Source organism: Sphingobium soli, from assembly GCF_020782245.1.
GTDB classification, from domain to species: domain Bacteria; phylum Pseudomonadota; class Alphaproteobacteria; order Sphingomonadales; family Sphingomonadaceae; genus Sphingobium; species Sphingobium soli.
The window spans coordinates 258,944-271,072 of sequence record NZ_JAJGNP010000003.1 but is presented as its reverse complement, the minus strand read 5'-3'; the positions used below and the strand labels follow the sequence as shown (position 1 = coordinate 271,072).

Below are 12,129 nucleotides of genomic sequence, written 5' to 3'. Positions count from 1 at the left end.
ACCGTCCGATCAGGGCTGAGCCGTCCGGGTGACCGAAGCCAGCCGATCTTCAAAGGCGCTGGCCACCGCGTCACCGACACCAAGTTCACCCGTCTGCCCGTTGACCGGCAACGCGCCGCGCTCCAGCCGGATGCCGGCGGCGGCGCCTTCATCGGCGATGGCGTTCTTGACCGCGATCTGCATCCATTCCTTGCCCACTGCCGCGCCCCCGGCCACGACCCGGCCGGTCGGACCGCCCAGCGAGGCGACCTTGTCCACCACGGTGAGCGCGGATTTCAGGATAGCGGTGACGGTTTCGCGCTGCTCGGCCACATCGGCGGACCGTGCCGTGGTTGCGGCATAGACGCCGCCCACAAAATAGCCGAGAGCGCCGGCATTGGCGCGCCGTTCCTGATCGGTGCCGACGACGGTTTCCACCTGGTTGAGATAGTCGACCGGATTTTCGGTCGCATAATTGCCAACCTGCAACCGGCCCATCTGCTGGCCCAGTTCCTGCTCGCGGCCCTGGTTCAGCATTTCCTTGGCATAGGCGGCGAAGCTGGAGCCATCCATCGTCTGCTGGTTGTAGGTGAGTTCGCGCATGACGCCTGTGGTGTCGCTGTCGATGATGGCGGTGAGGCCGTCGGTCATCTGGCGCAGCGTTTCATCCTTGCCGACAACGGTCAAGCCGCCAAGGACGCTGTCGGTGTCGCGCACCGCGCGCAGCGTCTGGACGCCCGCGTCGAAGACCTGCGCCTTGAGATCGGGGTCGTAGGTGCTGGCGGCGGCGCCCATGATCGCTTCGAAACTGTCGGCATTCCAGCTGATCGAGTTGCTTGCGCCCGCCTGGCTGGCGATCGTCATCAACTGGCCGTCGGTGGCGGACGTCAGCACATCGGGCAACTTGTCGCCAATGGCTTCGAACCCCAACTGCGCATAGCTGCCGCGCAGCGAGCCGAGCACGTCGCCCACCGCCGTGGCCTCCGCATCCTGCATTTGGCTGCTGGAATAGCCCAAGCCATAATGCGCCTGAGTCGCGTCATCGACGCCGCCCTTCATCGCGGCAATATAATCGACTTTGGCCTGGGACGATCCATGGGTAGCGACCGCCTGGCCCAATTCGGTGACGGGATCGAAGCCGCCATTGTCCGCGCCGGCAAAGGCATCGCTCAATGCGGCAAGGCTGTCGCCGTCCAGCTTGCCAGCCATGTCGGCGAAGAAGGCGCGGCGCTCGTCGCCCGACAGGCCGCCATTGCCGAACCAGTCGCCATCCATCACCTCATGTGCGACGCGGTCCAGATCACCCGACTGTGCGAGGCGATCGACCACCTGGTCGGCCTGGTCCGCAGGCAGAGCGGTCAGCGTGTTGACGACATCATGGGTTTCGTCGTTGCTGACAGTGTTGAACCAGCCCGACGTATCGAGCTTGTCATGAATGGTGTTGACGGCATCGCCGACGGGATCGGTCATGGCGGGCGCTCCGGTGATGTTTGCGACTGGACCCGTTGTGGCGCAGGCGCGTGCGATTGGCGCTCGGCGATCCGACTAGGCAGGCTAGTCGATCCGATTAGGCAGGGTCGATGGGGGGCGGTGGTGTGGCGCGCCGCGCCGTTCACAAGGAGGCGAAACGCTGGGCGATCTATCGCGAGCCGGCCAGATGGCCAGCGTCAGTCGTCATAATCGACGTGCAGGTTGAACTTGCCGTCGGGCTGAAGCGTGAAGACGAAATGCTTCCACTTCGCGCGCCCCTGCTGCTGCATGCGATCGCGCAGCTTCGCCAGTTCGGCGTGAATGGTTTCATTCTGCTCATAGGACGGCACGAAATAATTGCGGTCCTTGTCGGGTGAGGCATAAGCGAACAGAAGGTCGCTATAGCCGTCGCCCACTTCGCCTTCGGTCCACAGCTTCTGCCATCCCGCCGGCGCAGCCTGCGCCAGTTGCCGGGCGATGGTCAGATGCGGATCGGCTTCGCTCACTTCTGTCCTCCGGGCACATTGTCGAACATACGCGTGCGCGGCACGCCGTCGATGCTGTAGGTTACCCGAAAATTGTCGGGCCGCTGACTGTCGGACCCATATTTCACCTCGATCTTCACATCAACCGTCTTACCCTCGTTGAGCGCGGTCTGGAAGGTGCGCTCCAGATCGCGCCACGCGCCCATGTTGAAGTTGCCATTCATCGGCACGAGGTTCACGCGCTCACCCGGACCATTGAAGATGGAGGCGATCAAATGCCCGCCCTGGTCGTCGGGCAGGCGATCTTCGCGGCCGGACACGCCCTGCTGATAGCTGTTGCGGTCGGCGGTGTGGAGATCAAGCTGGCCCTCGACATCAGCGACCCGGCCTTGCGCATCGGTGCGATAGGTGTAGCCGTTGACGACATAATCGGCGTTGGGCGTTAGATTGCGGGCGTTGAGTTCGGGCGACCAGTCGCCCTTGCTGCCGCCATCCATCTCGATCCGCGGGCGCGCTGCATCGGCAATCTCGTCGCCATGCCGGGTCGCCTGCTGCGCCACTTCGCTGCCGGCATCGAGCGCCTTGTCGCCGCCGCGGATCGCGCCCTTGGCGAGATCGCCCACGCCCGGCACCCAAGCGACCGCGGCGAGACCGAGATTGCCCCAGGCGCCGTCCTTGCCCTGGATCACGTCGCCGATCGCGGAGACGGTATCGCGCGCGTCGCCAATCTGCCCGACGACGGGAATGAAGCCGCCGACCACCTGGCCGGCGGTCGCCGACCAGCTGTCATTGTCGCTGAAGTCGCCCTTAACCAGACCATCGAAGAAGGCGCCGACGCCTTCTTCCGATTGCGCGTCCTGCAGCGTCGCATCCGGCGCGACCGGCTGCGGCGCGGCCTGGGGCGAGGGTTGCGGGGTCGGTTCAGGCGTCGCCTCGATCGTGATCGGCGCGAGCGTCGTGACGTCCGATGGCGGCGTCAGCTGCGCTTCGATCGCGGCGGTGATAGCGGCGGGATCAGTGGTGCCGAGCCGCGCGGCGGTGGCGTCCCATGCCTCCTTGTAGCCCAAGCCCGCAGGCTGGCTGCCCCAAGTGGCGGCGGCGGGCGCATCGGGGAAGTCGCCGACGGCGAATTCCTGTCCCTCGATCGACACGCCGAAGGGCGCATTGTCGTTCGCCGCCTGCATCGCTGCGCTGAACTGGCCCTGTTCGACCGGGGTCAGCTGCGCTTCGATCGCGGCGGCGAGATCCGCCTGGGCCTGCGGATCATCGGGAGTATGGGCGCGGACATCGGCGGCGAGCGCGGTTGTATCGAGGGTGCCTGCGGTGCGATGTTCGCTCACCATGTCGGCCGCAACATCTGTCGATGTGGACGTGCTCGAACCAATGCCAGCCGAGCCCTGGCCAATGCTGTCTGCAGCTTCCGTACCCATGATTACACCCTCGATACCTCTGGGACTGAAGAAAGGGGGGAGCGGCGTGAAGGGGATGGGGGAAGCCGCTCCCCGCGCGATGCGCGTCAGCCGCGCGCCGCGTTGGTGAGCGCGTTGACCAGGCCGAACAGCAGGAAGGAAGAGAGCTGCTGCGTGATCTCGCCCATGCTCGGCATCTCGCTGCCCGGGCCGTAAATCGCGCCGACCTTGGTCAGGTTGAGATCGGCCTGAGTGGCGATGTCGCCGGTCAATTCCGAGCGCCAGCCAGCGCCGGTGGCATTTTCCTGGAGCACGAAACCGTCGCGAGTCAGCATGTCGAGCATCTGGCCATTGTTCGACTGAGTGATCGACAGGTCGCCAATCTGGTTCTGGCTGATGCCGTCCACCACGATCGCCTGATCGCCCTTGGTGATGGTCAGCTTGCTGGCCAGATATTCATTGGGGTTGGCGGCATATTGTTCGGTGTCGATGGTGATCTTGGTGCCGTTTTCTAGTTCGAAGCTGGTCGTGCCCCAGAAGTCGAAGGCATGCTTGCCATCGATGTCGACATGGGGATCACCCCAGACGCGCGTGGTTTCCCCGGTGCTGGCGTTGTAGATGCGAATTTCCGAGTTACGCTCGTCCAGTTCCAGGGAATAGCCATCGCCCAGATCGATCGACGCCTGGCTTTCGCTCTCCATCGATGCGGACCAGCTGGCTCCTTCGGTCGGGGCGAAGCTCGACGCCTGGCCGCCCGTGCCCGGCAGCATCGTGCCGCCCTGCATCTGGAACATCATCGGCAGCGCAGCCGACGCGAAGGCGCTGGCCATGAGCGGCTGGAAATAGCTGGCCATGATGCCGCTGGCGAGTTGCAGCGTCATTCCCCCGGCCAGCGGGTTCGCCCCGAAATTGTTCGTGACGTTGAGATTGAACGTATTGTTGATGATCGTTGTCATGTTCATTCCCTCTCGTTGCAAAGAACCGGCGCAAGCCGGCAGTTCATGCGGGACGCGCGCCTTCCAGAGCGACGCGCGCCTGATCCAGTCCATCAACGATGCCGGCAATGTCGCTGGCCGATCCGAGTGTCGAAGCGCCGATCGCGCTGTCCGCCAGGTCGAGCGTCCGACCATCGGCATAGGCCGCCATGTCGGTCGCGACGGCGCTGGCGAAATCCTCGACAGCGCGCGTGAGCGCGCCGGCATCAGCGGCCGAGCCGCCAAAACTCGCGCTTATCTGGTCCGCCAAGGCGCGAAGGCCATAGACGTCGCCCTGCCCGGGGGCGCTGATCGGCAGCAGGCCGAAGTTACCAGCGATCTGGCCGACGATCTGGCTGGCAAGCGCGCGGGCCTGATCGACCGGGCCAACGCCAGCGGAAGCGCCACCCGTCTGGCCGAGGGCGCCGATCGCGCTGGCGCTGCTGATATTGGGGTCGATCGTCATGGGTCCTGTCTCATCCTGTCGACGGCCCGCGCCGTCCTGTCGCTGAGCATAAAAGCAGATCGGGCGGGCGAATGCGCTCCGCGATCCGACTAGGGGGCTAGTCGATCCGATTAGCGGTGGCGGAAACCATCGTCAGTGAGAAGGATGTCGACAGGATCGGCCTGGAATATCTGCCGTCCGCCGCGCCGCGCCATTTCGGCATAGCGGGCGAGCGCGGTGCTGTCTCCGCTGCGCAGGGCCGCCTCATGCGTGCCCGCCATGATTGCGCCCTGGATCATCAGCATCTCGCCAAATTCCTGGCGCAGCGCATCGCTGTCCACCTGGTCGGCGACACGGGCAAAGGCGTTGGCCGCCTGACGCCGCACCCCTGCGGCCTGCGCGCGAGTGATGTCGGGCCGATGGTCGTTGGCGACGCCCCATTGGGCAAGCATGTAGAAGGCAAGGCCGTCGATCGCGTCATTGGCGCTGTAGCCCAGCTGTGGCGCCACTTTCTCATATTCGGCGACGGCGCGGCCCGACAGCACGATCTGCCGCATTTCGGCTTCCTGGGCCGCGCCTTCCCTGCCGGCGGCTTCGCCCATGATGTCGGCCAGCTTGCGCCGCACCGCGGGATCGGGACGATAGCCGCCATCGACATCGGCAACCACGCCCTGGCCGGGGGAGAGGTCGAGCGCCGGCAAGCTGCTCGGATCGAAGCGTGCGGGCGGCGCGCCCTGCTGAGGTCCTGCGGGCGCGAAGAGCGACGCCAGCAAGGCGGCGGCCGCGGTCAGGCTGTGCAGCATCATCCCTGTCGTCCCATGCTCACGCCCGGTCGTCTGCGCACAGGCTGAGCGTCGCGCCGTCGCGGGTGATGTCGATCCGCGCCGGCACCACTGCATCGGCATGGTCGGCCGCTGCGCCCGCTTCGATCGCGATGGCGGTGCCATTGTCGAGCCCGAACCAGCTTTGCGCATGCAGCGCGGCCTCGCCGCCCCAGATCGGGCTGCGCGTGTCGCTGGGCCGATGTTCGATCAGGACCTGCCTCGTCGCGCCATCGAGCAGCAGCCGATAATCGGCGCCAAGGTCCAGAGCGGCGCAGCCCGTGCCGGGCGCGAGCGTCACATCGCCGGCGGCTTCAGGATCGGCAAGGCCGCCGCCGACAGCCTCATAATGGCGGGCGATGCGGGGAAAGGCGGTGCCGCCGTGCACGTCGCTGCCGAAGGATCCGTAGATGCCGGGGCCCATTTGCTGGCAGCTGGTGTTGGCGCTGCGGTTCGCCGCACTCTTGGGCGGCAGATACCAGGCCATGGTGTTGAACGGCCGGTCCAGCAGCGGAACCGAATCGCCGACCTGATTGGTAAGATAGCCCAAGAGCATCATGGCGGGTCTCCTGTCTCTGCCTGTGTCCGGCAGGATGGCGGCGGCCCGCCGCCGTCGCACTCCGCTATCCGACTAGTCCCCTAGTCGATCCGATTAGAGGCCGGCGCCCGCGCACAGCCCTTCCAGCTTGCGAACGCGCGGCTCGTTCGCGCCCAGTTCCGCCCGGAAGCGCGGCAGGCTGGCGCACGCGCGCCGCTGGCCAGCCGTGGGAGCAGCGTTGGCGCTCGATCTGCCTTCGCGGATGCGGCGCGCCTGGCCTTCGGCGACGGAGCGATGGAATATGCCCTCGGCCGCCTGGCCTGGGCTGATGACGGGCGCGATATCCTGGGCGGTTGCGACGCCGACGGGTGCCACAAGCGCCAGCGCAATGATTACAGTTCGGAACATGATCGTCCTCCTGTGCTGTCAAGCCCCTGATAAAAGAGGCGGAGGCCCGATCCAAGGGATGGGCCTCCAACCGTTTGCTTTGCGGGGTAAGCGGATTATTGCTTACGCGCGGTGTTCGACATGGCTTCGCCGATCGTCTTGATGGCGTTGTTGGTCGCGTTCATCAGCATGCTGAACTGCTGCGACACGACGCCGAATTCGGCCGAGGCGCTGGCGTCGTCGCCCTTCAGCGATTCGGCGCGGCTCTGCATGTCCTGACCCAGACGGTCCAGTTCCTCGCCCAGCGCCTGCGCCATCGCCATCAGCCAGCCCGGCGCACCGGTCGAACCGGCGCCAGCGACCTTGCCCTTGCCGCCCGAAGCCTTGGCGTCCTTGAACTCTTCGCTCTGGCTCATCTCCTCGATGAACTGCATCATCATCTGCTGGACGCCATTCTGGGCCTGGGCGATGTCAAAGGGCGAAGCGCCGACACCGGCGCCGAACTGGTCGATCGCTTCATCGATGTTGCTGGCCGCGCCCTGGAAGTCGCCGATCGAACCGGCGAACTGGCTTTGCGCCATGTCGATGATGCCCTGGGGCAAGCCGAGCTTGTCGCCGAACTGCTGCAGGATCTGCTGACCCATTTGCGAGAAGACCTGCTGCGCCAACTGGGCGACGACGCCGCCGATCGGGCCGAGCATCGAGGTGGCGAGGAGGGAAATGGGGTTAAAGGAACCAATGCCAAACATCGTTATTCTCCTGTCCTTGAAAATCCGGCCCTCAAAGGGCGCCTGAACGGCGGCGCGAACGGGTCGAACCGCCGTCGTCGCCATCCTGTATGACCGACCTGCCAGCCGTCCGCCCTCCCCGATCCGACTAGGGTCCTAAGCGATCCGACTAGCTGAGCGGGTGGAAGAGCAGGCCGGCAAGCGCGTTGAGTTCGCGCACGCCGTCCAGCTCCAGCTTGCGGCACATATTGTTGAGGTGCACGCGCACCGTATTTTCGCTGATGACCAGCAGGGTCGCGATGTCGGCATTGGCGCGGCCCCAGCCCAGGAAGCGCAGCACCGCCACTTCGGTTCGGGTGAGCGTGCCGATCGCCTGGCTATGCCGTTCGGGCACGCGTGAGCGGGGGATGCGAAACTCGCCGATCGGCACATCCTCCTCCGCCGCGCGCGCATCGGCCTGGCGCAGCAAGCGCATCAATTCGCGCAGGCGGGCTTCCTCGTCCTGCCCGTCGGTCATCGCGCCAGCGTCCTTGCCACCGCGCGGACGATGTCGCTACGGGTAGACAGGTCCTTCAGCACCGCCTGCGCGAGCAGCGGCACCAGGATGAGGAGCAGCGCGGTCGCGGCCCAGCTCTTGATCGAGAGCGACAGGGAAAAGACGTTGAGCTGCTGCGCAAAGCGGTTGAGCAGGCCGAGCGCAGCATCGACGACATAGAGCATCACCAGAATCGGCGCGGCGAAGACCAGCGCCAGCGTCATCAACCGACCGAATTCCCCTTCGAACAGGATCAGCGACTGCGGATCTAGCACGGGCCAGCTCTTGGCGATCGGCCAGATGACGAAGCTTTCCATGATGGTGCCAACCAGCAGCAACAGTCCGCCCCAGGCGGCGAAGAGGACATGGGCGAGCCGTTGCAGCAGCGATCCGGTGAGCGATGTCATGGTGCCGCCATTGGGCTCCAATATCTGGCCGATGGTCGCGCCGACCTTGGCGTCGATAATCTCGCCTGCCGCCTCCATCGCCCAGAGGATGGTGGCGAAGAAGAAGCCGATGGCGATGCCGATCCCGGCTTCGCGCAGCAGCATGATCGCCCAGCCGAAAGTGCCGATATCCTGCACCATGAAATTGGGCTGGAGGGCGAAGGCGACGCCGCCGAAGGTGAGGATGATCGCGTTGCGGACCGTGGCGGGAATGGTGTTTTGCGCGAACAGGGGGATGATGGCGAAGGCGAAGCCGAAGCGGGCCGAGGCGATGCCGACCAGCAGCAATTCCATCATCCATCCCGGCACGCCCTGCATGCCTCCCGCCGCGCCCGCCATCACTGGCGCACCATGGCCGGGAACTGGGTGAAGATGGTGTTGCCATATTGGTAGAGGCTGCCCGCCAGCAGCGAGGCGGTGAGGAAGATGGTGGCGACGATGGCGAAGAATTTGAGTGTATATTGCAGCGTCTGTTCCTGAAGCTGCGTCGCCGCCTGCACCAGCGCGACCAGCAGCCCGACCGCCGAGGCCGCAACGATCGGCGGGGCGGACAGCAGCAGCACCAGCCACAGCGCGTCGATCGTCATGCGGATGAAGCTGTCAGACATAGCTGAGCACCAGTCCGTGCGAGAGCTTCACCCACCCATCGACCAGCACGAACAGCAAGATCTTGAACGGCAGGGATATGGTGACGGGCGAGAGCATCATCATGCCCATCGCCAGCAGAATGTTGGAGATCACGAGGTCGATCACCAGGAAGGGCAGGAAGATGAGGAAGCCGATCTGGAAGGCGACGGTCAGTTCGCGCACGACGAAGGCAGGCACGACGACGATGAAGTCGGTGGCGCTCGCCGCCTGCGTGCCGCTCTGTTTGGCGACTCGCTGCTGCGTGCGCAGGAAGAAGGCACGCTCGTCCGCGGCGCTATGCTTGATGAGGAAGGCGCGCAGCGGCTCCTTGGCGCGGTCGGCGGCGGAGAATATCTCGCTGGTCTGGGACGGTACGGCCTGCTGCCCCGAGGCCGCCGCCATCTGCTGCATGGTGGGATACATGACATAGACCGACAGAACGAGCGCCATGCCGTTCAGCACGACATTGGGCGGCACCTGCTGCAGCCCCAGCGCATTGCGCAGCAACGACAGCACCACCACGATCTTGGTGAAGCTGGTCACCATCACCGCGAAGAAGGGCGCGAGTGCGATGAGGACGACGACGACAAGAGCGCTGCCGGGCGTGAAGGCGGACACGTCCATGGGTTCAGCCCTCCTTGAGAACCGTCTCTATGAGCACGCCATAGCTGTCGCCGACCGACACGATCTGGCCCGCCGCAATAGCGCGGCCGCCCGCGATGATACGGACGGGAAGCGCGCCGTCGCGATCCTGCAAGGGCAGCACGCCGCCCTGCTGCACCGCCTGAAGCCGAGAGAGCGGGACATCGGTCTGGTCCAGCTCGAAGCGCAGTTGCACCGAAAAATCGTCCGCCGGGAATGTCGGGCTGGCGGGGGTTGGAGACATGGCAGGCGTATCGGCATCATCCATGATCTTCTCCTCTTGGGAACAAGCGGCTCAGTGCGGCCGGAAGCAGCGGGCGACCGGATCGAGCCGGCCCGGGATCGCATCGCCGTGCGGCGGGCACAGCGTAGCAGCGATGGGAGCCGGCCCGATCAGCAGCAGGTCGCCGGGCGAAAGCGTCGCCGCGTCGGCCGGGGACAGGCGCGGTCCCGCGACAGCGATCGCGACAGGCAGCGCGATATGGCCGAGCAGCGATGGCGCGAGCGGCGCGGGCTGGGCCAGAATGGCCGCGTCGAACGGGACCGACAGCAGCAGGACGATCTGCTGGTCGAGCGAGCCGATCCGCACAGTCAGCCCGGCGGTGTCGGGACATGGACCGATGTCGAGCGGGTCCAACGTCAGGCCGAGCGCAGCTTCGACGGCGCTGAGCAGATCGTCGGCCGCGTCCAGCAGCGCCGCCATCCCCGGGCCATCGCCGGCATCCATGGACAGCGCGCGGCCGCCGAAGCGGAGCAGGCGAAAGGCGATGGCGTCAGCGCAGCGGAACCAGGCGGTCGCATCGTCGCCGTGCGGCAGAAGCTGCGCGCGCAGTACCCGATCATCGACGCTCAGGCCGCACAGCGCGCCGAGCAGGCTCTGGCGCAGATGCGCCTCCTCCGCACCCATGACAGGAAAGCGAGGCGGCTCGGGCGTCATCAGGGCCGTCCATCCGGGGCGAACGGCGTGGCGCGGCCTTCGGGCCAGCGCGCGAGCAGGCTGATATTGCCGCCAGTGACGCCGATCAGCATGACCTCGCCCCGCACCTCGACGAGGGCGATGCGCTCGCGCTGGCCCACGGCCATGGCGCGCAGGAAGCGGATCGGCTGCTCGGCTGCTTCGCCGCCGCCCTGGAAATGATCGTTCCACCGTCGCAGCAGCCGCAGCGCCACCCATGCCAGGCCCAGCACGACGGCGAGCGCCAGCACAACGGCCAGCAGGCTGAGGAAGAAAGTCCCCGCGTTCATTCCGCATCCTCCCGCACCGGAGCTTCCAACCCGTCGCGCGCCCGGCGCGCCCACAGGATGATTTCGGCAATCGCATCAAACCGGTCGCGCGGGATCGGCCCGCCCACCTCGCTTTCGCCCCAGACGCCGCGCGCCAGGCCGATATTGCGCACGATCGGCACGCCTTCGCGCTCCGCCTCGGCGCGCATGGCGGCGGCGAGCGGCCCTTCGCCCTTGGCCGCGACCATCGGCACCGGACAGTCTTCGGGATCATAGTCGAGCGCGATGGCGAGATGCGTCGGATTGGTCAGCAGCACATTGGCGCGGCCGGCGGCCGCCACGGCATTTTGATTGGCCCATTCCTCATGGAGTTGCCGGCGTTGCGCGCGCAGCATTGGATCGCCTTCATTATCCTTATGCTCCTGCTTGATGTCGCGCCGGCTCATCCGCAATTTCTTGATGAAGCTGTGCTGCGCCCAGGCGCGATCGGCGGCGGCGACAAGCAGGAAGATGGCGCAGGTCCAGGCGAAGAGCTGGATCGACACCGACCGGATCAGCGCCAGCATCGCACTCGCCACCTGGTCGCCATGATGGTCGACCGGCGACCATTCCGCCGCCTGCAGCAAGCTGACGAAACCATCGGCCGAGCGCCAGAGGATGACCCCGGCGATCATCAGGATCAGCGTAACCTTCGCGACGGTCTTGAGGAGCTCGACCAGATTGTCCATGCTGAACATGCGCTTGAGCCCTTCGATCGGGTTCAGCTTGTCGAGTGAAGGCTTGAGCTTTTCGGTGGTGACGAGGGCGCCGACCTGTACGAATTCAGCGATTACGCCGATCAGCGCGGCAGGCCCCAGGATCAATAGGCTGACCGACACCAGCACGAGCAGCGCCGCCCAGCCCAGTACGGGCGCGGCCGCATCGAAGGGCATGCTGGTCGCCGTGCCGAGCGTATCGCGCATCAGACCGGTGATCTGCGCGCCGGCATGGCCGGCCGCGAACAGCAGCAGCAGGAACCACATGATCATGCCGAGAGCGGGCCCGACATCCTTCGACTTGGCGATGTCACCCTTGCGGCGGGCGTCGCGCAGTCGCTTGGGAGTCGGCTTCTCGGTCTTGTCACCGCCGTCATTCTTTTGCGCCATGGAAACTCCACACCGTGCCTGGAGGCATGAACCGGGAAGAAGCTGTGCGGCAGTCAATGGGAACCGGCGCCAAACAGCTTCATGAAGTGCGTGTGTGGACCCAAGTAAAAGTTTAGACAAAGCGTCGCTTCGTCAACCCTCGATGGCAGGATTGGGACGAGCCGTTCATCTTCGCAGATGTTTCGACTTCGACATGGTAATTCATCTAGTCGTAACGATTATGTGACTGATTCGTCACGGTTCCATAGCAATCGACCAGTTGATTTCACTTCAT

General features: G+C 65.5%; 17 protein-coding genes. All 17 read right to left on the bottom strand.

From position 1 onward, the window contains the following. Positions 1–9 precede the first annotated feature (9 nt). Positions 10–1,449 (bottom strand): hypothetical protein, encoded by a 1,440-nt coding sequence (locus LL253_RS06040; RefSeq protein WP_228226547.1) that lies wholly within the window; start codon positions 1,447–1,449, stop codon positions 10–12. 197 nt (positions 1,450–1,646) lie between these two features. Beyond that, positions 1,647–1,955, bottom strand: a complete 309-nt coding sequence (locus LL253_RS06035; RefSeq protein WP_009823025.1) for an immunity protein YezG family protein — start codon at positions 1,953–1,955, stop codon at positions 1,647–1,649. Further along, positions 1,952–3,364 carry a DNA/RNA non-specific endonuclease gene (locus LL253_RS06030; RefSeq protein WP_228226546.1) on the bottom strand — a complete coding sequence of 471 codons (1,413 nt, stop codon included), beginning with the start codon at positions 3,362–3,364 and terminating at the stop codon, positions 1,952–1,954. The genes LL253_RS06035 and LL253_RS06030 overlap by 4 nt, the downstream gene beginning before the upstream one ends. An 86-nt stretch (positions 3,365–3,450) precedes the next feature. Next, positions 3,451–4,299 (bottom strand): DUF1521 domain-containing protein, encoded by an 849-nt coding sequence (locus LL253_RS06025; protein ID WP_228226545.1) that lies wholly within the window; start codon positions 4,297–4,299, stop codon positions 3,451–3,453. A gap of 43 nt (positions 4,300–4,342) precedes the next feature. Beyond that, a complete protein-coding gene (locus LL253_RS06020) occupies positions 4,343–4,783 on the bottom strand; it encodes a hypothetical protein (RefSeq protein WP_009823028.1) in 441 nt (146 codons plus the stop codon). A gap of 110 nt (positions 4,784–4,893) precedes the next feature. Further along, a complete protein-coding gene (locus LL253_RS06015; RefSeq protein ID WP_228226544.1) occupies positions 4,894–5,568 on the bottom strand; it encodes a DUF6683 family protein in 675 nt (224 codons plus the stop codon). A gap of 16 nt (positions 5,569–5,584) precedes the next feature. After that, positions 5,585–6,142, bottom strand: coding sequence for a hypothetical protein (locus LL253_RS06010; RefSeq protein WP_228226543.1), 558 nt, complete (start codon positions 6,140–6,142; stop codon positions 5,585–5,587). A 93-nt stretch (positions 6,143–6,235) separates the two neighbouring features. Next, positions 6,236–6,529, bottom strand: coding sequence for a hypothetical protein (locus LL253_RS06005; protein ID WP_009823031.1), 294 nt, complete (start codon positions 6,527–6,529; stop codon positions 6,236–6,238). Positions 6,530–6,624: 95 nt separating this feature from the next. After that, positions 6,625–7,257, bottom strand: coding sequence for a hypothetical protein (locus tag LL253_RS06000; RefSeq protein ID WP_009823032.1), 633 nt, complete (start codon positions 7,255–7,257; stop codon positions 6,625–6,627). A 148-nt stretch (positions 7,258–7,405) separates the two neighbouring features. Next, positions 7,406–7,753, bottom strand: a complete 348-nt coding sequence (locus LL253_RS05995) for a helix-turn-helix domain-containing protein (protein WP_009823033.1) — start codon at positions 7,751–7,753, stop codon at positions 7,406–7,408. Then, positions 7,750–8,556, bottom strand: a complete 807-nt coding sequence (gene sctT, locus LL253_RS05990; RefSeq protein ID WP_228226542.1) for a type III secretion system export apparatus subunit SctT — start codon at positions 8,554–8,556, stop codon at positions 7,750–7,752. Before sctT ends, LL253_RS05995 begins: the two co-directional genes overlap by 4 nt. Further along, the gene (gene sctS, locus LL253_RS05985) at positions 8,556–8,825 is read right to left on the bottom strand and encodes a type III secretion system export apparatus subunit SctS (protein WP_228226541.1); all 270 of its coding nucleotides are present in this window, start codon (positions 8,823–8,825) and stop codon (positions 8,556–8,558) included. The genes sctT and sctS overlap by 1 nt, the downstream gene beginning before the upstream one ends. Beyond that, on the bottom strand, positions 8,818–9,468 hold the full coding sequence (gene sctR / locus LL253_RS05980) for a type III secretion system export apparatus subunit SctR (RefSeq protein ID WP_009823036.1): 651 nt from the start codon (positions 9,466–9,468) through the stop codon (positions 8,818–8,820). Before sctR ends, sctS begins: the two co-directional genes overlap by 8 nt. Positions 9,469–9,472: 4 nt before the next feature. Beyond that, entirely contained in the window at positions 9,473–9,754 is a 282-nt protein-coding gene (locus LL253_RS05975) for a FliM/FliN family flagellar motor switch protein (protein WP_228226540.1), read from the bottom strand. Positions 9,755–9,781: 27 nt separating this feature from the next. Continuing rightward, positions 9,782–10,423 (bottom strand): hypothetical protein, encoded by a 642-nt coding sequence (locus tag LL253_RS05970; RefSeq protein ID WP_228226539.1) that lies wholly within the window; start codon positions 10,421–10,423, stop codon positions 9,782–9,784. Beyond that, positions 10,423–10,731: a flagellar biosynthetic protein FliO gene (fliO, locus tag LL253_RS05965; RefSeq protein ID WP_228226538.1), complete on the bottom strand. Its 309-nt coding sequence runs from the start codon at positions 10,729–10,731 to the stop codon at positions 10,423–10,425. Before fliO ends, LL253_RS05970 begins: the two co-directional genes overlap by 1 nt. Then, on the bottom strand, positions 10,728–11,855 hold the full coding sequence (locus tag LL253_RS05960) for an EscU/YscU/HrcU family type III secretion system export apparatus switch protein (RefSeq protein WP_228226537.1): 1,128 nt from the start codon (positions 11,853–11,855) through the stop codon (positions 10,728–10,730). The genes fliO and LL253_RS05960 overlap by 4 nt, the downstream gene beginning before the upstream one ends. Between the last annotated feature and the right edge of the window lie 274 nt (positions 11,856–12,129).